This is a genomic window from Microbacterium sp. Soil_C_42 (assembly GCF_057656735.1).
Window position 1 is genome coordinate 69,089 of sequence record NZ_JBDGJU010000007.1, and the last position, 19,312, is coordinate 88,400.

Here is a 19,312-nt window from a genome sequence, read left to right on the forward strand (position 1 = left end):
CAGACCTTCTCCGCGGTGGTCAGTTCGGCATCCTGTGCGAGCGATCCGTCAGGCGCGGACTGACGCGACCGCTGGGGATGCTGAATCGAACCTCTTCCCGATTCTTTCAAGGAGCTCGACGTGGACCGTCATGACATTGCGCTGATCGGCTTCGGCGGCGTCAACCGTGCGCTGGCGCAGATCATCCTCGACCGTGGCGACGAACTCGCCGCTGACCTCGGCTTCGCCCTGCGTGTCGTGGCGATCACAGACCTCCGTCTGGGATCGCTCATGCAGGCCGAGGGCATCGACCTGGCCGACGTGTTCGCCATGCGCGACGGTGAGACCTTCGCCGGCCGGCCGGGGGGAACGGCGGCGCCGCAGAACGATTACGTGATCCGCAACAGCACGGCCGACATCGTGGTCGAAGCCACCTTCACCAACCCCATCGACGGGGAGCCGGGGATCTCGCACGTGCGTGCTGCGCTGGCGAGCGGGAAGAGCGTCACCACGACGAACAAGGGCCCGGTCGCGCTGGCCGGGCGCGAGCTGAACCGCCTCGCGGCTGCGAACGGCGTCACGTTCCAGTACGAGGGCTCGGTGGTCAGCGGCACGCCGATCCTGCGGTTCGCGTCCGAGACGCTTCAGGGGCTGCGCATCAACGCGGTCGAGGGCATCCTCAACGGCACCAGCAACTACGTGCTCGGTCAGATGGAGTCGGGCATGACGCTGGAAGGCGCGGTGGCGGAGGCTCAGTCGCTCGGTTACGCGGAAGCTGATCCGACGGCCGATATCGAAGGCTCCGACGTGCAGCTGAAGGTCGTGATCCTCGCCAACGAGCTCCTCGGTGCCGACATCACCACGGCCGATGTGACCCGGCGGGGGATCTCCGAGGTCTCGGCCGCCGACATCATCGACGCGGCTGCGCAGGGCAAGCGTTACAAGCTGATCGGCTCGGCGTTCCGCAGCGCCGCCGGAACGGTCACCGCCAAGGTCGAGCCGGTGGCGCTGCCGCTGACGCACCCGCTCGCCAGCGTCACCGGACCCACCAACGCGGTGTCGTTCGACACCGATCTGCTCGGCACCGTGACCGTCTCCGGCCCCGGTGCGGGGCGCATCGAGACCGCCTACGCCCTGCTGTCGGACATCATCGCGATCGACGCGCACCAGCGGGCTCGCGTCGAGGCCGGCCGGTGAGCATTGTGGAGGGCACGCACGCCATCACCTCCGGGTACCCCGACTTGATCGTCACGAGCCCTTTCGACGGAGAGGTGATCGGTGCCGTCCCGCAGAACGGGCCGGCCCAGCTCGAGCAGATTCTGCAGCGTGCTCGTACCGGATTCCAGCTGTCGCGGTCGTTGTCGCGGTTCTCGCGGCACGAGATTCTCCAGCGAGCGTCTGCGCTGCTGTGCGAGCGAGCCGAAACCGCCGCCGACCTGATCGTGCGTGAGGCGGGAAAGACCGTCCGGCAGGCGCGGAAGGAGGTGTCTCGTGCGGTCATGACGCTCTCCCTGTCGGCCGACGCGGCCCGCTCCGATGCCGGAGAGGTCGTCCCTTTCGATGCGTTCCAGGGGTCCGAGAACCGCCGCGGGTGGTTCACCCGCGAGCCGCTCGGCATCATCGTCGCCATCACCCCCTACAACGACGCGTTGAACCTCGTCGCGCACAAGCTGGGGCCGGCGATCGCCGGCGGCAACGCCGTCGTGCTCAAGCCGTCGCAGCTGACCCCGCTGACCGCGCGGTTCCTCGTCGACCTGCTCATCGACGCGGGCCTGCCCGATGAGATCATCACCGTGGTGCACGGCGACCGTGAACTGGCGCAGGCGCTCACCTCGGCCCGCGAGGTGCGCATGGTCTCCTTCACCGGAGGGTTCGCGACAGGGGAGGCGATCGCCCGCAACGCCGGTCTGAAGAAGCTCGCGATGGAACTGGGGGGCAACGCTCCGGTCATCGTGTTCTCGGACGCCGACATTCCCGCCGCGGTCGAGGCATGTGTGTCGGGAGCGTTCTGGGCTGCCGGGCAGAACTGCGTGGGCGCGCAGCGCATCCTGGTGCAGACCGAGGTGTATGAGGAGTTCCGCGACCGCTTCGCGGCGCAGACCATCGCTCTGAAGGCCGGCGACCCGCGAGACGACACCACCGATGTCGGCCCGATGATCTCCACCGCGTCCGCCGAGGCCGCTGAGCGGATCGTGGAGGATGCCGTCACGGCGGGCGCGCGCGTGCTCGCGGGCCACCGCCGGGACGGGGGCGTGTACTGGCCCACCGTCGTCGAGGGAGTGCCGTTCTCGTGCGAGCTGTGGGCTGACGAGGCGTTCGCGCCGGTGGTCGTGCTGTCGCCGTTCGAGACCGAGGAGCAGGCGATCGCGCAGGCGAACGATGTCGACTACGCGCTGCACGCTGCCACCTTCACCCGCGACATCGCACGTGCGCTTCGCGTGTCGGAGCAGCTCGACGCCGGCGGCGTGATGATCAACGACTCCTCCGACTACCGCGTGGACAGCATGCCGTTCGGGGGCTCGAAGTACGGCAGCATGGGCCGCGAAGGCGTGCGATTCGCGTACGAGGAGATGACCCAGCCCAAGGTCGTCTGCATCAACACATGAACCGCCTCGACACCCGACTCGAGCGCGATTCGCTCGGCGAGCTGGCGGTGCCTGCCGACGCGTACTGGGGCATCCACACGGCCCGGGCCCTCGAGAACTTCACGATCAGCAGCACGCCGATCTCACAGCATCCCGATCTCATCGACGCGCTCGTCACGGTGAAGGATGCTGCTGCCGCCGCCAACCACGAGCTCGGGCTGCTGCCGGCAGGCGTGGCGGACGCCATCGCCGTCGCCTGCCGGAGGGTGCGCGACGGCGAGCTGCACGACCAGTTCTGTGTCGACGTGCTGCAAGGCGGCGCGGGCACCAGCACGAACATGAACGCCAATGAGGTGATCGCCAACGCCGCCCTGGAGCACCTGGGGCTGCCGCGCGGCCGCTACAACCTGGTTCACCCCATCGACGACGTGAACCGGAGCCAATCGACCAACGACGTCTACCCGACTGCGGTCAAGATCGCCGTGGCGAAAGGCCTGCTGCGGCTCATGCCGGCGCTGGAGGAGCTCGCTGCGGCGTTCGAGGAGCGAAGCGTCGCGTTCGGCTCGATCGTCAAGATCGGCCGTACCCAGCTGCAGGATGCCGTGCCGATGACGCTCGGCGACGAGTTCGCCGCGTTCGCCGTCGCCATCCGCGAAGACGTGGTGCGCATCGCCGACACGGTGCCGCTGCTGCTGGAGTGCAGCCTGGGCGGGACCGCCGTGGGAACCGGAGTGACCGCTCCGGCCGGCTATCGCGAGATCGCTCTGGAACGGCTCCGTGAGCGTTCCGGACTCCCGATGACCCCGGCGGCGCACCTGTTCGAGGCGAGCTGGGACGCCAGTGCCTTCCTGCAGTCGTCCGCGGTGCTCCGCCGCAGCGCGATCAAGCTGTCGAAGATCAGCAACGACCTACGGCTGCTCGCCAGCGGTCCGCAGGCGGGGCTGGGTGAGATCCGCCTGCCGGCGCGGCAAGCCGGGTCGTCGATCATGCCGGGCAAGGTGAACCCGGTGATCCCCGAGGTCATGAACCAGATCGCGTTCGCGGTCATGGGCGCCGACGTGACGATCGGCGTCGCCGCCGAAAGCGGCCAGCTGCAGCTGAACGCCTTCGAGCCGATCATGGCGCACTCGCTCCTGCAGTCGCTGAGCTGGGTGACCAACGGCGTCTCGGCGCTGCGCCGATTCTGCGTGGAGGGCATCGAAGCCAACGACACCGTGCTCGAGCGCTACGTCGCATCGTCCATCGGCACGGTGACGGTCCTGGTGCCGTCCATCGGCTACGAGGCGGCCGCCCACGCGGCTCAGTACGCGCTTCGCACCGGCATCCCGATCGCCGACGCGGTGGCGCAGCACTCAGAGCTCTCTCGAGAAGAGGCGGCAGCGCTCCTCGCGCACTGAGGCGCTGCCGCCCGGTTGCCCGGGCGGCAGCGTCACCGGCGATCGATCGCGCGCGACAGCGACACCGCGGTCACGGTGTCGGCCACGCCGGGCAGCGCCGCGATCTGCTCCCAGATGTGACCCACGCGATCCATCGAGTCGGCTTCCAGCGTCACGAACAGGTCGTACGCTCCCGACAGCACGTCGCAGCGAGTGACCTCCGGGATGCCCCGCAATGCGGCGATCACCCGATCGTCCCGCATCCTGTCGACGCGATAGACCATGACCATCGCTGTCGCGCGTGGCCGCGACGCGGTTCCCCTGATGACGCTGTAGCCGGCGATGACGCCGTCGCGCTCCATGCGCTCGATGCGCTGCCGCACCGCATTGCGCGACAGATGCACCTTGCCGGCCAGAGCGACCATCGGCATCCTCGCGTCCGCAGTCAAGGCTGCGAGCAGCTGTTGGTCGATGTCGTCCAGATGCGATGCGGCCATCATGCCTCCGTGCGTGATTAGCAATTGCAAGTGTCAATATCACACAGTACCGTAGATCGGGATGCTGTCACAGATGGCTCCCCTGATGGCACGTCTCTTCGCGGGAGAGTAAGGAACGAAATGTCGCAACGGCCGGACCGCCGACGGGCTGAGACCCTGTCAGACCTCACCCTCGCCGTGCACGGCGGCAATCGCCTCGACTCCACGAAGGCGCTGCGGACGCCGTTGGTGATGGCGAACTCCTACGAGCTTCCCGACGATCCGAGCGACATCAGCTGGTCCGCCTCCGCGCCAGGGCTGTACACCCGGAACACCGGCGTCAACCAGGCCGGCCTCCAAGACAAGCTGGCCGCCCTCGACGGCGGCGAAGACGCCGTGGCGCTCGCCTCCGGCGTCGCCGCCCTGCACGCCGTCTTCTTCACGCACGTCCGCGTCGGCGATCACGTCATCGTCAGCGACGTCACGTACGAGGCGACCTGGAGACTGTGGACCGAACTCCTGCCGCAGCGATACGGCATCGAGGCGACGTTCGTCGACGTCGGCGACCTGGACGCACTGCGCGCCGCCTTCCGCCCCCACACCCGGCTCGTCTGCATCGAGGCGATCGCGAACCCCACCACCAAGGTGGCGGACGTCGGTGCGATCGCAGAGATCACGCATGCCGCCGGCGCGATCCTCATGGTGGACTCCACGTTCACTCCACCGCCCTTCTACCGCCCGCTCGCCGACGGCGCCGATCTCGTCGTCCATTCCCTGACGAAGTACATCAACGGTCACGGCGACGCCATGGGCGGCGCCGTCATCGGCTCGCGCGAACTCATCGAGCCGATCAAGGCCGACGCCATGGTCGATGTCGGGGGAGTGATCTCGCCCTTCAACGCCTGGCAGATTCACCGCGGTTCGGTGACCCTCCCGTTGCGCCTCCGGCAGCACCTGGCATCCGCACTCGCCGTCGCGGAGTTCCTGGAGAGCGATCCGCGAGTGGAGTACGTCTCTTATCCCGGCCTGCCGTCGCACCCCGAACACGACCTGGCGACGCGGCAGTTCGGCGGTCGCGGGTACGGCGGAATGATCGCCTTCGCCGTGGCCGGCGATCCCGACACGCAGAATCGGTTCGTCGCCAACCTCCGGCTCATCACGTCGGGCTTCTCTCTCGGGCACGACGACTCACTGATCGTGCACACCGGAACCGAGGGCGGTCGCGTCGCGGCCTACCCGCTGCCCTTCCGCACGTTCGGTCATCTGCGTCTCTCGGTCGGCATCGAGGAGACCTCCGACCTGCTCGCAGATCTCGAGGCGGCCCTCGACGCGACGTTTCCGTCGTCGGGGTGCCTCGTCGAGCCTCGTGCCACAGACTCTGCCCTGACCCGATCGGGGAGGATGAGCGGGTGACGAACCCGACGACACCTCGCGTGATCGTGCTCGACGGCGGACTCTCCAATGCGCTCGCCGAACGGGGTCATGATCTCACCGACGAGCTCTGGACTGCCCGACTGCTGCGCGACGCTCCGGGCGAGGTGGCGGCCGTACACCGCGCGTACTTCGACGCAGGCGCGCAGGTCGCCACGACCGCCAGCTATCAGGCGAGCGTCGCCGGGTTCGAGCGCGAGGGGATGACGCGCACCGAAGCGGAGAGCCTCATCACGCGGAGCGTGATGATCGCCCGCGAGGTGCGCGACGACGTCGCCGAGTCGACCGATGACGACGTCGTGCGTCTGGTGGCGGCATCCGTGGGTCCCTACGGTGCGGTGCTCGCCGACGGATCCGAGTACCGCGGCCGGTACGGGTTGAGCCGCGCAGCCCTTCGCGACTTCCACGCCCCGCGAATGGAACTGCTCGCGAGCGCGGGGCCCGACATGCTCGCCTTCGAGACGATCCCGGACCTCGACGAGGTCTCGGTGCTCCTGGAGCTCGCTGACGAGTTCGCGATCCCCGCCTGGTTGTCGTGCACGGTCTCCGGTGATCGACTTCGCGACGGCCGGCCGGCAGCCGAAGCCTTCGCCCTCGCCGCCGGCCATGATTGCATCGTGGCCGTCGGGGTGAACTGCTGCGCACCCGACGATGTGCTGCCGGCGGTGCGGGCGGCGACCGCCGCGAGCGGCAAACCCGCGATCGCCTACCCCAACTCGGGCGAGACATGGGACGGCGCAGCACGCCGATGGATCGGCGACCCGGAATTCGATCTGGCGCTCACGACGGCATGGACCGAGGCAGGCGCGCACTTCATCGGTGGATGCTGTCGCATCGGGCCGTCGACCATCGCAGCGATGGCACGCGCACTGGGCTGACGATCCCGCTCCCGGTGCAGCTGCGTGGCGCGCTGACTCGGATCAGGATCCGGAGATGCACGACGAGGAGAGGGCCCGCATCGATACCGGCATCGACGTGTTCTTCGGCGACCCACACGCGCTCTGGCAGTCGCTCCAGGGTCGACGCGACGGCGGGAGTCGAACTCGACCTCGGCGTTAACGACGAGGGTCATCAACCTGCAAAAACCGGGAAATTCCGCGGGAGTTGGGTCTTCGTGGATCCGCCTCGATCACGTCGATTGGGGGTCGCTTTCGCGAAAGTGTGGGCAAAGTGTGGGCAAGTTTTGGACGCCCCGCGAGGGGGCGATGCGGAGCGATCGGGATGCTGTCGATCGTCGTCGTCGTCGCCGATGCGCGCCACGGCTCCTTCGGCAGTGTGGCACATCCGCCGCGCTCCGTGCGGCGCTTTCGCGGCGTATCCTCAGCCCTCCGCTGGCGCTCCGGGCCTGCGGTACTCCACGGTCACCGCACTACGCACGACGGATGCGCTTTTGAGCAAGGAGCGCCGCGGCGGGGGAGTGTGTGAAGAGCCGCCCCGCGCGCAGGAGGATCCGTATACGGGCAGTGCGCGAAAGCGGTGCGTCGCGGGCAGGTGCGAGAGCGTGCGCTTGGCATCCCGCTGCGGGCACTGCCCGAAGCGGGGACGGCTTAGGGCGCCAATTCGGATCCCTTATCGGGCAGTGCGATTGGTGCGGCGTTCTGCCCGCGACGTCACCCATCCGACACGCGCGTGCAACCGACGCCGACTAGATTCTCGGGATGAGCGAATCCGTCGAGGCGTACCTGGCACTCGCGCTGACCTTGATGCTGCTGATCGCCACGATCTGGATGGGGATCGCTGCGGGCCGAAGCCGAAGGCGGTGACCTCGTATCCACAGGGAGCGGTTCGCGCGAATGCTGGGCCTGGATCGCGGATGATCCGCATAACGTCGGGGGCGGAGTAGGGGTCGGGCGTGCGCGTGGCAATGGTCTGCGCTTTGGTCCGGTGCTCGGCGAGGCTCCCCATAGTCGTCTGGCCCACGCACGACGGCTGGCCGGGGTGAGCGCTTCCGCTTGCGTCGTCGGGGTGAGCGCTCAGGCTCTGCGGCGTCGGGTGAGGACCCAGGCCACGAGTCCTGTGATCGCTCCGACGGCGACGCCGAGGAGGGCCGCGGCCGTCCAGCCCTGATCAGTCGGGCGCTGTTCGATGGCCCACTCGCTGACCAGGTCTCGCGCGAGGTCGGCGGATCCGATCGACGCGGCGGTGAACCCGGAGTCGTAGGTCGCGAAGGTCTGCGCGGTGCCGGTGTCGGCGTTGACCCACTGGAACTCGGCGCTGTTGTCGTCGGCGTAGCTTTGCAGCACGATCGTGTCGTCGTCGCGCCAGCCGAGGGCATCCGCATGCTCGACGCCCGCGAGCGGGAGCATCCTCGTCGCCCCGCTGGACGCGCTGGAGATCTGCAGCGACGCAGCCGTCGTCAGCCTGCGGCCCGTCGGCTCGTCGACCCATACGTCTTCGTGGACGAGGGTGGCCAGGCGGTTCCCGTCGGGTGACCACGCGTCGTCGCTGAACGCCTGCCCATCCAGTTCGGCGGGGAGTTCACGGATGCTGCGGCCCGCGGCATCCGTCACGACCGCACCCTGCGGGGTCTGCGCGACGACCCGCGATCCATCGGACGAGATCGCCGCCGACGTGACCCCCTCGAGCGGGTACTCGACAAGGTCGCCCGTGGAAAGCTCCAGCAGTGCAAGCGTTCCGCTCATTCGCGGTTCGGTGTACCTGCTCAGCTCACCGTCACTCACAAGGACGAGGACGTGATCGCCGTCGGAGGCGATGCTCAAAGGCACGCCACTGCGCCCGGCGCCGACCGCGACCTCTCGCGCGGGGCCGTCGACCAACGACTGGACGACGACGCTGCCGTGACCGTTCGCGCCGGCGATCACCGCGAACGTGCCGTCCGCGGCGAGCACCATGACCGCCGGGTCGCCCTGATCGGTCGGGACCGACCGATCCTCGGCTGAGCCGACGCGCCGATAAGTGCTGCCGTCCGCGCCGAGCGCGACCGCTTGGGGGAAGTCCATGAATTCGACACCGATCCCGTTCTGGTAGATCATCGTCGCCGGCATCCCCAGGTCACCGCTCGACGTGAACCAGGAGTACGTCGCGACCTCCTCAGGAAACACGACACCACTCGTCGCCGGCACGTTCCCCGACGCGATCACACCAGGAACGGCGGCGACGACGAACCCGGCTGCACCCGCGATCAGTGCGGGGAGTATGGGCTTGCGCGGCCGCATAGCAGCCGGCGAGCCGACCGAAACCGCCGCCGTAGACATCGCACCTCCTGCCTGCACGATAACGGCGGCTAACAGGCGAGCAGTGACCGGCTCGTGAACGTAACGCGACGCTTCCATGCTGAATGTGCACTAAACGGGGTCGCCCAGCGCGCCGATCTTCGGCTTTGTCGCGGGACTTGGGGCCCGAAGGCAGCCGTGAGTAGCGGGCCCATCACCGGGCGTCGCACGGGAGTGAGCGGCTTTCGTAGTGCGGCTCAGTCTCCGGCGCTCCCAGGTAGGACGTCATCCGCTCGGACAGACGCTGAGTCCAGCCGCGGGTCGTTGCGCAGCTGCCGGAAGACCGGCAGCTCGGCGGCGATGATGAGCGAATCCGGATACAGCCGGCCGCCCCATGCCAACCGATTCTCGACGTCCCATGCGAACTCGGGCACCCGACGCCCGGCCTCCACGTCAGCGGCAATCAGATTGGCTGCGAAGTAGTCCTCACCATGCACGCGGACGGGCGAGTCGGTGGGCACTTCGCCGTATCCCACCCAGCGGAGGCATCGAAGCGCGAGGTTGTCTATGGCCTCGCGCAGCGCCTCAGCGGTCGAGCTGTCGAGCACGCCCATGCACGAGACCAGTTCCCGGACCTCAGGCTGGGTCGCGGCAAGGTGCTGCGTCGCTTCGAACCAATTCAGCGATGCCGGATGCTCGTCGACGTCCACGTATCGAGACCAACGCACGTAGTTCCCGGCGCGGTCGATGAACGGCAGATAGACGCGGAGCATCGGCAGATCCCGGTGAGACGCCGGGATGAAGTCGCGGGCGGGCGTGTGCCATCCCGACTGCTCCAACTCAACTGTCGTCTGCGCCATGCGTTGACCGTAGCGAAGGTCGCCGATTTCGCGTGCTCGCACCTGGCGGCGAGTACCGGGATGGAACTTGCTCCCACCGGACCGTAAGCCGGTCCGGTACCGCGCCGAGCGGCTGCTCAGCGCCAGGGGTCGACACGAGGCGTCCTCGATCACCGCCGGGCGGAGGCGATTCCGAGCCAGGTGTGCCGGTTTCCCCACCAGCACCAGCCGAGCTTGGGCGCACCTTTGCGCTCCTTGCCGTCCCGGCCCGTGCCCGATGCGTTCCAGAGGGCGGGCGTGCGCGTGTCGTAGACGACTTTGCCGGCGCGATCGACCGCCTTCACCTTTCTCGAACCGATCGTCATGAAGCAGTTGTTCGCTTCGATGACGTCGGGGTGGGTGATGGCCCAGCTGAGCCCTTCGTGAAGGGTGAGTCCCCGTCGACCCACCGCAGTGATCTGAGGAAGTGCTTCTTCGGGCGTGACGTTCTGCAGTTCGTCGCCTCGTTCGACGCCGTAGACAAGGTAGAGCGGATGCTCGGGGAGGCTGAACCCGAAAGGAAGGAACTGGTCGACATCCGTCATGTCTTCCACGACGAAGCCCGGTTTGCCGACCCGTGACATCAACGGTGCGAGCGTGGATGCCGCAAAAGTGGCCGGATGGAGCCCGACGAGCGCGGTCTCGTCGCGTGCCGTCGACGCGCGCAGCGACTCGGCCGCAGCTTTCACCGCAGCCCGGTCTCCGTGTGCGAGTTCGAACAGTCCCACTGACTCCAATGCGTCGACTTGCTCAGCAACCGTCTTGGTCACGCGGGCCATGGTCCTCCTCGATGGTTGGAATGCAGCCTGTTCTGGAACCCGCGCCTTCTGAGTCGTATTCCCTGGCCGTTCCCTCCGCCGCCGCCCATGCCGGTCGCCAAGCGCGCGGACAGGGGTGAGTAGCCGGACTTGAACCCGATACCCACTCGACTGCACGACGGTCCCTCAACGATCGGCGCGAGCGTCGACCTCTCCGTGAGCGTGCTCGGGTGCGGCTGAGCGGCGGGCTTGCCTGTTCGTGACATGGAGTTGTCGAAGATAATTCGGATGAATGAGCTCCGAAAAGCAGAACCAGGCGTACGGATGGGGTAGATCGCGGAAGATGCCGCGCCACGCTGCAGCGGAGTACAGGATCGTCGATGCGCCGACCGCGAGGACGAACACGATGGCGGCGGCGAAGTTGCTGGCGTCGATGGCCACTAGCGCCACGGCCGCGAGCACTAGGAGGATCACGCTGCTAATCAAGGGGACGACACGAACTCGGGGGACGCGGCAACTTGCGAGCAGAACGCCGAGGCACGCGCCAACCAGGGTCATGATGGCGGCAATCATCAGTCCAGGTTCTCCTCGCGTCGATGTGAAGTCGTGGTGCGATGTCCTCTGATCCTCGCATTGCGAGGACCGAGCACGGGTGCGGAACTCGCTCATAAGCCGGTCCCTCTGCGTGCTCGGTGACGCGCCTGCCAGACTTTGCAGATGGAAGTGCACGCCACCGGACATGCCGAGTCCAGCCACGAGCTTCGGTCTCCCGCTTACCGTGTGCACTTCTGGGAGCAGCCGGCTCCGGGGTATGCGTTCAACCTGGACGCCTACGTACTCGTTGATGCCTCGGACGTCGAGGAAGTTCAGCGATGGGTATTGAACAACGCTCGTGGCAGAGTGTTTGAGCTCTTCCTCGAGATGGAACGGCAACCGGTCAGAGAGGGGCTGGAACGCCGGACCGTACCCCTTGTCCGCCTGGCTGGACAGAACCCCACAGAGGTCGAGCACGTCGTCGTCCTCACTGATTAGTCGCTCGGTAAGCGAAGCGAAGGGCCAAGTTCGCGGCGTCGACGATGCCGTCCCACGTCGGGTGGCTCGCTCGCAGGCCGGTCGCTCACCGGGCGCCCTTCTCGCTGCGTGCGAGTCGTTATGGCCAGACGTTTTCGTCGAGGAAGCGCTCACTGGCGGTAGCCAGAACGGCAATGTTGTGTGCTGACGGTTCCAGCGGGCCAGGCAGGAAGAGACCATGGTCGGCTCCCTCCAGTTCCAGCACGTGCGGTGTCAGAGAACGAGCGACCGCGCCGTCCCACAGCGGATCCGCGGTCCCTCCCACCAACAGGAATGGGGCGGTGCTTTGGGCTAGAGCGTCACGCACAAACGAGTTCGTCAACAGAGGGGTGACCCAGATCGCCGGGACTGAGAGCCGCGCGGCAGCGGACGCCGCGTGCGTACCGAGCGACTTCCCGATCATCACCGCCGATCCCGGCTCAAGGGCCGTGAGGCGTGGTTCGACACGGGCAGCCACCCACGAGGCGACTTCTGAGCTGTCCAACCCATCGACCGTTTCGGCATCCGTCCACTCGATAGGCTCCGGCTTGGCTCCTCGGCGGATGGCCGCGAATGTCGGGAACAGCAGCTGCGGGACGTAGGGACCCATGTTGCGCCCTGGGACGATGATGGCGCGGCGGACGGAAGGCGTCACCGAAGCGGCAGGGGCGGTCATCCATGAACGCTACAACGCGGAGCCGCCCGCAAGTCGGTCCGCTTGCGAGCCGCTGTAGTCCGTCGATTCGCCGGTCGCAGCGTACAGGTCAGCGATGGTCGGACGCCTTTACGAGCTGGGACGGTATCGACCGCGTCTCGCTGGGCGCGACGATCGAGGTCTCGTTAGCCTCCGTTGGGAACACTCATCGCGAACAGCGTGAAGAAGAGAACGGTGAAGATGATGCCACAGGCGATCGCTACCCAGGCGATGATCACCGCGGCGAGCGCGAGGCCGCGACCGCCCTCACCGGTGCGCTTGATCTGCGACAGTGCGATGTAGCCGAAGACGAGACCCAAGATCGCTCCGAACCACACCGTTACGATCGCGACGATCGCGAACGTGTTGGTTCGAGGCGTTGCGGGGTAGCCGGGCTGGGGAACTGGCGTGGGAGGGTTGGTCATGCCCGCACACTATCGCGGGCCCCCTCACCTAAGAACCTGTCGACCCAGCAACGACGCTCGCGTTCGTGGAGGGGAATGGTTGCGGTTGGAGTCGCGCCGGCTGCGCAAGGCGGTCCGCTACCGGGCCCGCGCGAACCGGCGGGACCGATTTGGTCCTACGACGTTCTGCGTGCCGGCCAGTCAACGAGGGGTGAGTCGCCCTTGACGTAGAGCGGGTGCTGAGGGTGTCCGTGCGTCGTGATCTTGAGCGCCTTGAGCGGCGGCAACAGCGTAAGCGCTAGAGCGACTCGGGCTGGGCTGGCATTCGTTCCCCAGCCGGCTACGACGGTGCCCGTAGCCTCGGCCAGGATGCGGTCATTGTCGGGGCCGATGGGGTCGGGTGCGGCGAGCATCTCCTTCGGGCTTGGCGTGCGGTAGGCGTACAGGTTGAGAACCTTGAGACCGCCGTACCCGTCTCTTGATGCGAAGCTCACACAGCGTCGAAGGGTGGGATCAAGTTCCTCCGCGTCGGCGGTGCTTGGATTCAGCAGCACGAAGGTCATCGTCGGCAGCGATTGGTCCCAGACGCGAGTCAGGCTGTATCGGTAGTCGCCGCGGATGTCTGCGGCGGCGGATACGAAGTCAGTCACCGTCTGATCGTATTTTGAGTCGCCGACACCGCCTGGGTTCGGGCGGAAGAGTGGTGGGCAGGCCCGGGCGGGGTCCTCCTGCGTGCGCGAGAGGAATGGGTCCAGCCCGACGGCAGTGGTCCGTGTTTGGCTTGTCTACGGGAAGTCGCTCGACGAGGCTGGCCGGTACTCGGCGGCGGTAGGCGTGGTCCTGTGGGTGTGGTTACTCGTCGCCCAGTTTGCGAGGAGTTGTAGGCGGTCGTGCGATGCCGATCCGGGTTCGGCGGAGAAGACGAGCATCTGCAGCCCGCGGTCGGCGGCGAGATCCATGCTCTGGTAGGTGAGGTCGAGGTCTCCGACGAGCGGGTGGTGGATGCTCTTGATTCCGGTGCGGTGCTCGCGGACGTCGTGTGCGCCCCAGAGTCTGCGGAACAGGTCGCTGCGGGTGGACAGTTCCCCGACGAGATCGCTGAGTTGCCGGTCGTAGGGTGATCGGCCGGCTTCGGCGCGGAGAATCGCAACGATCTGTCGGGTGGTGGCCTCCCAGTCTTGGTAGATCTCCTGGGCGCGGGGATCGAGGAACACGAACCGGGCGGCATTCACCGGCGGCTTTCCCGGGTCGAACATCTCGGAGAACAGGGCGCGGCCAAGTTGGTTGGTCGCGATGGCATCGAGGCGACCGTTCTGGATGAAGACGGGCACCGTGGACATCGCATCGATGGTCTGCTGCATGCCCGCAGTCAGCGTCGTCTTCCGGGTAGACGCGCGTCGCCGTTGCGGGTGGGCGCCGGCGTTGGCGGTGCGGATCAGGTCGTACAGGTGCGCGTGTTCGGCTTCGTCGAGTTGCAGGGCCCGGCTGACGCCATCGATCACGGCCTCCGAGACACCGGTGGCGTTGCCTCTTTCCAGGCGCTTGTAGTACTCGGAGCTCATTCCGGCAAGCAGGGCGACTTCCTCGCGGCGCAGCCCCGGCACGCGTCGACGGCCACCGAAGTCAGGCAGGCCTGCCTGGGCGGGGGTGAGTCTCGCGCGCCGGGAGGTGAGGAACTCTCCAATGTCGTCGTGGGCGTCCATGCCATCGACGGTACGCCGACTGGCGGCCGCCCTGGGGGTCCCTGCGAAGGCACCCATAACCAGGGCCGCGCTAAGAACCCCTGTACCGCGTTGACTCGAATCAGCCGACCGGCCACGGACGGCACAGACTTCGAGAAAGGCACATCATGATCAGCAAGGCTTGGCTCATCACTGGCGCAGGCCGCGGCCTCGGCGTCGACATCGCCCGATCAGCCCTCGCGGCCGGTCACTGCGTCGTCGCCACCGGCCGCGACGCCTCCCGCGTCGAGAATGCGATCGGTTCGCACGAGAACCTGCTCGCCGTCGCGCTCGATGTCACCGACCCGGCGGCCGCCGAAACGTCGGCAGCGGCGGCGGTCGACCGGTTCGGGCGAATCGACGTGCTCGTGAACAACGCCGGCAACTTCTACGCCGGCTACTTCGAGAACACCAGCCCCGCACAGCTGCGCGCCCAGATGGAGACCAACTTCTTCGGACCCCTCAACGTCACCCGCGCCATCCTGCCGGTGATGCGCACGCAACGCTCCGGCCAGGTCATCACCATCACCTCGGCTGCAGGGCTGATGGGCCAGGAGTTCGTCGCCGCGTACGCCGCGTCCAAGTTCGCCCTCGAAGGATGGATGGAGTCACTGCGGTACGACGTCGAGCGCTTCGGCATCAAGACGATGGCCGTCGAACCGGGGTTCTTCCGCACCGAGCTGCTCGTCGAGGGCTCCTCAACGATCTGGCCTGCGCTGGAAATCGAGGACTACGCCGACCTCACCGCGCAGACCATCGCGGCATGGAAGAGCATGAACGGCCTCCAGGGCGGCGACCCGAAGAAGCTCGCCGACGCCCTCGTCACCCTTTCCGACTCAGAGGAACTCCCACTGCGGTTTCTCGCCGGCGCCGACGTCATGGCCGGGGTCGAGCAAAACCTCGCCGTCATCCAGAGGCAGATCGACGCGCACCGCGACTTGTCCGCGTCCCTCACCTTCGACGAGTGAGCTGGCAGGGGGCTGACGCCGCTCGGATGCCTCATCTGTTAGCGCGTGCCGCTGGCGTCCGGAACCGTTGAGCAACCAGAGAGCATGCTCCGCTGCTCGGTTGCCGGTCCCTCAGCGATCGGCGCGAGCGTCGACCTCTCCGTGAGCGTGCTCGGGTGCGGCTGAGCGGCGGGCTTGCCTGTTCGTGACATGGAGTTGTCGAAGATAATTCGGATGAATGAGCTCCGAAAAGCAGAACCAGGCGTACGGATGGGGTAGATCGCGGAAGATGCCGCGCCACGCTGCAGCGGAGTACAGGATCGTCGATGCGCCGACCGCGAGGACGAACACGATGGCGGCGGCGAAGTTGCTGGCGTCGATGGCCACTAGCGCCACGGCCGCGAGCACTAGGAGGATCACGCTGCTAATCAAGGGGACGACACGAACTCGGGGGACGCGGCAACTTGCGAGCAGAACGCCGAGGCACGCGCCAACCAGGGTCATGATGGCGGCAATCATCAGTCCAGGTTCTCCTCGCGTCGATGTGAAGTCGTGGTGCGATGTCCTCTGATCCTCGCATTGCGAGGACCGAGCACGGGTGCGGAACTCGCTCATAAGCCGGTCCCTATCGGTGCGCACGACGAACGCGCCGTGGACTTCTGCGACCCTCCGTCTGCTGTTGTCAGCGTTAGGTCCGCTCAGGCGTCGACTGACGACCACGTCGATACCGTCCCAGCACCGCCCGGCAGGGTATCTGGTCCATCGAGCTGCCTGGACCTCGCAGATCCCTCGCGAAGGATCTTGCACGACGACGCGAGAGCGTCGCAGTTGACCGGCTCGCGTAAAGGCCCGATGGACGTCCCACCTACGCGCGGCTCCACGACCGGCCAAGCACGCCCCTCGCCCCCACCCCTGGACCGCACGTCTGTCCAACCGCCAGTTTCCGCCGCCGACATAGGCGACACCCCCAACAGAGATGCAATGCACGTAGGCACCATGCCTGGTGATGACACGACTGCGCATGTATCCTGTCAGCATGCGCGGGGGACTGCGAAGCTGGAAGCGGGGAGCTGACTCCCGCGGCATCCGCAATGCCATCTCGTACGCGTTCGAGGGAACCTGCGATGCTCACCATCGTGAGCCGATTGGTGCCGACATGGCCGCCCGCTATGCGGAACGCGATGAATCGACCGTTACGCGCTTCACAGTTGTAAGCGGCGCGATCGCCCGGGACGAACTCGATGCACCCGCACTCCGTCGCTGGATTCAGGGAGAGAACCCTGCGACGGGCGAGCCGCGTGGGCTGGTGAGCCGCTCCGAGAATTCCGATCTGATGCTGGACGGTACGATCAACTTTCCGAAGTCGTACAGCATCGCAGCTTTGCTCGCTCCTGATCTCGCCCTCGAGTTCGAAGCGCTGCAGGATCGGATGCGCGACAGGACGATCACGCTCTGGCAGCGCGAACTCAATGCCCGCCGCGGTCATGGCGGCAGCATCCGTGAATCCATCGCCAGACTCGAGGTCGTCGAGTTGCAGCACCGTCGATCGCGGGCCCTCGACCCGCACATTCACCGGCACCTGTGGTTGAACATGAAGGTCCAAGGTGCCGACGGCAAGTGGTCGAGCCTGGATTCGCGGGTCGCGATGAAGTTCCAGACGGTGGTGAACGCCGAGGGTGAGCTGGCTGCGCGCACCGATCCGAGATGGATCGCGGTTCTCGCCGCTCACGGGTACACGCTCGATGACGACGGGGAGATCGTGCAGCTCGCGCACGTGGTGCGCCCGTTGTCGCGGCGCTCGAACAAGATCGAGGCGAACAGGATGCGCTTGATCGGGGCCTGGCGTGGCGAGCACCCGGGCCGCGAGCCGGGCGCCGAAGAGCTGCACCACATCGATGCCCTGGCGTGGGCGCAGGGTCGCCCGAACAAACCGACGCACCTTGACGAAGCGGAGTGGGAAGCCCGAGTGCGTGCCGAGCTTGGCGAGATCGACCCGCTCTTGCTCGGGACTCGCAGCGGCGCCCGGATTGAGCCGACGCTGCTTGTCGATCTCGACCGCGACCTGCTTGCGCAGATGGCAATCGCCGATGCCGACGCCAGGTCGGTGTCGAGCAGCGGGCGGTTCTCGCCGTGGGACATTCGCGCGGGAGCGATCCGAGCGATCTCGCGCAGCCGGGTGATGGCAGACCGGGCATTGCTCGATGAGCTGATTGACGATGTGGTCGCGCGAGCACTCGATGACACCGTTGATCTGGTGCCCGATGACGCAACTAAGCCGCCGCACGTCAAAGCGCTCATGGCGTCGGCGACAGTGCTGCTCAAGCTGCGCGTCGGCAACCGGTTCGCCGGCTTGGCCACGCCCGGCGTAGTGCCGCAACAGGGGCAGATGCGCGAACTCGCGGCCCGCTGCGCGGGGGAGCACGGCGCACTCGACGATGCGCAGCTGGCCGCGGCATCCGTCATTGCCGGCACAGGTCGACTCGTCTCGATCACCGGCCCCGCAGGATCTGGAAAGACGACATTGCTCCGCGTCGCACGCGAGGCGCTGGCACTGCAACGCCGAGCGCTGATTGTCGTCGCGCCGACGAAGAAGGCCGCCGTCGTCGCTGAGCGTGAAGTCGGCGCGCCGGCCTCGAGCCTGCACGCCCTGCTCGCGGACTACGGATGGAGATGGGGCGAAGATTCCGCAGGCGGTCAGCGCTGGTCGCGCCTGAGCTTCGGGGATATCGACGAGTCCACCGGTCGGCATTACCTCGGACCCGAGCGATTCGCGCTGAGGCGCGGCGATCGCGTCATTGTGGACGAGGCCGGAATGGTCGACCTGCAAAGCGCGGACGCGCTCGGCGCCGTGCTCCAGGAGACGGGCGCGGGAATCGCAATGATCGGCGATCCGCGTCAGGCGGCGCCGGTCGGTCATGTCGGTGCGATGGCGTTGCTGACGCGCCACGCCGACCACGTCGTTGAACTCCGTTCCGTGCATCGCTTCGCTGATCCCGCGTATGGCGAACTGACGTTGCGACTGCGTTCCGCGTCGACATCGGCGGAGGCGCTTGCGGTCGCGGAGGAACTCGACGCCGGCGGTCATGTTGCCCGTGTTGCAAGCACCGATGCCGCACACGATGCAATGGTCGACGCGTGGTTTGAGGGCGTTGCTCGCGGGGAGCGCGTCGCGCTCGTCGTCGCAACGAACGACGATGCCGATGCAATCAGCGGGGCGATCCAGCAGCGCCGACTTGAGAACGGGGAGCTCGCGACGGATGCTGTCGCATTCGGGCGGGACGGCCAGCGGATGCTCGTCGGCGACATCATCCAGACGCGGCGCAACGACAGCGTGGCCGGCGTGCAGAACCGCGCAACGTGGATCATCACGGGAATCGATGGCGATCGGCTCGCCCTGACCAACCTCGCCGACTCCACCGAGAGACGGACGGTGCGCGCGGAGTATGCGGCGGAACACGCTCACCTCGCGTACGCGTCAACGGTGCACGGCATCCAAGGCGAGACGGTGGATACGTCGATTGTGGGTCCGGGCGTTGATGCCGCCGGCCTCTATGTCGGGCTCACGCGGGGGCGTCGCTGGAACGAGGCGATCGTGGTGGCGGGATCTGCTGATACTGCGCGGGCCGAGCTGACGGATGCGATGCGTCGCGGCATCCCGGAGCCGACGATCGAGGACTCCCGAAGGGCTGCGCAGATCGACCTCCGCCGGGCTGCGCGGCGGGTCGTGGCGCCCGTGTCGACGGGGCCGGTGGTGTCGCCGGCCCAGGGTCGGGGCGGGCTGGGACTGTAGCCGTGTAGCGCTCAAACTGACGACTCGTCACCTTTCACACTGACGACTCA

18 protein-coding genes are annotated in these 19,312 nt (G+C 67.1%); 8 read left to right on the forward strand and 10 right to left on the reverse strand.

Translation table 11 applies throughout. From position 1 onward, the window contains the following. Positions 1-120: 120 nt before the first annotated feature. From AC3A46_RS06695 to AC3A46_RS06705, 3 genes are read left to right on the forward strand one after another with little or no spacing between them, the layout of a single operon-like run. Positions 121-1,176, forward strand: a complete 1,056-nt coding sequence (locus tag AC3A46_RS06695) for a homoserine dehydrogenase (RefSeq protein WP_487664423.1) — start codon at positions 121-123, stop codon at positions 1,174-1,176. After that, positions 1,173-2,585, forward strand: a complete 1,413-nt coding sequence (locus tag AC3A46_RS06700; protein WP_487664424.1) for an aldehyde dehydrogenase family protein — start codon at positions 1,173-1,175, stop codon at positions 2,583-2,585. The genes AC3A46_RS06695 and AC3A46_RS06700 overlap by 4 nt, the downstream gene beginning before the upstream one ends. Then, complete coding sequence (locus AC3A46_RS06705) at positions 2,582-3,961, forward strand: aspartate ammonia-lyase (protein WP_487664425.1); 1,380 nt, start codon at positions 2,582-2,584, stop codon at positions 3,959-3,961. The genes AC3A46_RS06700 and AC3A46_RS06705 overlap by 4 nt, the downstream gene beginning before the upstream one ends. 32 nt (positions 3,962-3,993) lie before the next feature. Here AC3A46_RS06705 and AC3A46_RS06710 read toward each other — a convergent pair whose 3' ends face one another. Continuing rightward, on the reverse strand, positions 3,994-4,437 hold the full coding sequence (locus AC3A46_RS06710; RefSeq protein ID WP_487664426.1) for an Lrp/AsnC family transcriptional regulator: 444 nt from the start codon (positions 4,435-4,437) through the stop codon (positions 3,994-3,996). 120 nt (positions 4,438-4,557) lie between these two features. Between AC3A46_RS06710 and AC3A46_RS06715 the strand changes: the two genes are divergently transcribed. After that, on the forward strand, positions 4,558-5,829 hold the full coding sequence (locus tag AC3A46_RS06715; RefSeq protein ID WP_487664427.1) for a trans-sulfuration enzyme family protein: 1,272 nt from the start codon (positions 4,558-4,560) through the stop codon (positions 5,827-5,829). Further along, on the forward strand, positions 5,826-6,725 hold the full coding sequence (gene mmuM / locus AC3A46_RS06720; protein WP_487664428.1) for a homocysteine S-methyltransferase: 900 nt from the start codon (positions 5,826-5,828) through the stop codon (positions 6,723-6,725). The genes AC3A46_RS06715 and mmuM overlap by 4 nt, the downstream gene beginning before the upstream one ends. A gap of 1,095 nt (positions 6,726-7,820) precedes the next feature. On the opposite strand, the gene AC3A46_RS06725 is transcribed toward mmuM, so the two are convergent. The 4 genes from AC3A46_RS06725 to AC3A46_RS06740 all read right to left on the reverse strand — a co-directional run bounded on the left by AC3A46_RS06725 (position 7,821) and on the right by AC3A46_RS06740 (position 11,229). Then, on the reverse strand, positions 7,821-9,062 hold the full coding sequence (locus AC3A46_RS06725) for a WD40 repeat domain-containing protein (protein WP_487664429.1): 1,242 nt from the start codon (positions 9,060-9,062) through the stop codon (positions 7,821-7,823). Positions 9,063-9,277: 215 nt separating this feature from the next. After that, the gene (locus tag AC3A46_RS06730) at positions 9,278-9,880 is read right to left on the reverse strand and encodes a hypothetical protein (protein WP_487664430.1); all 603 of its coding nucleotides are present in this window, start codon (positions 9,878-9,880) and stop codon (positions 9,278-9,280) included. Between the two features lie 149 nt (positions 9,881-10,029). Then, positions 10,030-10,677 carry a DUF5701 family protein gene (locus tag AC3A46_RS06735; protein ID WP_487664431.1) on the reverse strand — a complete coding sequence of 216 codons (648 nt, stop codon included), beginning with the start codon at positions 10,675-10,677 and terminating at the stop codon, positions 10,030-10,032. Positions 10,678-10,842: 165 nt separating this feature from the next. After that, a complete protein-coding gene (locus AC3A46_RS06740; protein ID WP_487664432.1) occupies positions 10,843-11,229 on the reverse strand; it encodes a hypothetical protein in 387 nt (128 codons plus the stop codon). A gap of 144 nt (positions 11,230-11,373) precedes the next feature. Between AC3A46_RS06740 and AC3A46_RS06745 the strand changes: the two genes are divergently transcribed. Next, the gene (locus AC3A46_RS06745; protein ID WP_487664433.1) at positions 11,374-11,688 is read left to right on the forward strand and encodes a hypothetical protein; all 315 of its coding nucleotides are present in this window, start codon (positions 11,374-11,376) and stop codon (positions 11,686-11,688) included. A 118-nt stretch (positions 11,689-11,806) separates the two neighbouring features. On the opposite strand, the gene AC3A46_RS06750 is transcribed toward AC3A46_RS06745, so the two are convergent. From AC3A46_RS06750 to AC3A46_RS06765, 4 genes are all read right to left on the reverse strand, one after another. Continuing rightward, a complete protein-coding gene (locus AC3A46_RS06750; protein WP_487664434.1) occupies positions 11,807-12,382 on the reverse strand; it encodes an alpha/beta fold hydrolase in 576 nt (191 codons plus the stop codon). A gap of 164 nt (positions 12,383-12,546) precedes the next feature. Then, on the reverse strand, positions 12,547-12,825 hold the full coding sequence (locus AC3A46_RS06755; protein WP_487664435.1) for a DUF4190 domain-containing protein: 279 nt from the start codon (positions 12,823-12,825) through the stop codon (positions 12,547-12,549). A 155-nt stretch (positions 12,826-12,980) separates the two neighbouring features. Next, positions 12,981-13,454, reverse strand: a complete 474-nt coding sequence (locus AC3A46_RS06760) for a DUF1643 domain-containing protein (protein ID WP_487664436.1) — start codon at positions 13,452-13,454, stop codon at positions 12,981-12,983. A 135-nt stretch (positions 13,455-13,589) separates the two neighbouring features. After that, positions 13,590-14,507, reverse strand: a complete 918-nt coding sequence (locus AC3A46_RS06765) for a helix-turn-helix transcriptional regulator (protein ID WP_487664437.1) — start codon at positions 14,505-14,507, stop codon at positions 13,590-13,592. A 146-nt stretch (positions 14,508-14,653) separates the two neighbouring features. Here AC3A46_RS06765 and AC3A46_RS06770 point away from each other — a divergent pair, with 146 nt between their 5' ends. Beyond that, entirely contained in the window at positions 14,654-15,493 is an 840-nt protein-coding gene (locus AC3A46_RS06770; RefSeq protein ID WP_487664438.1) for an SDR family oxidoreductase, read from the forward strand. A 111-nt stretch (positions 15,494-15,604) separates the two neighbouring features. Here the strand turns inward: AC3A46_RS06770 and AC3A46_RS06775 are convergent, their stop codons facing one another. Then, positions 15,605-15,991: a hypothetical protein gene (locus AC3A46_RS06775; RefSeq protein WP_487664432.1), complete on the reverse strand. Its 387-nt coding sequence runs from the start codon at positions 15,989-15,991 to the stop codon at positions 15,605-15,607. A 517-nt stretch (positions 15,992-16,508) separates the two neighbouring features. Between AC3A46_RS06775 and mobF the strand changes: the two genes are divergently transcribed. Further along, positions 16,509-19,262, forward strand: coding sequence for a MobF family relaxase (gene mobF / locus AC3A46_RS06780; RefSeq protein WP_487664439.1), 2,754 nt, complete (start codon positions 16,509-16,511; stop codon positions 19,260-19,262). Positions 19,263-19,312 lie beyond the last annotated feature (50 nt).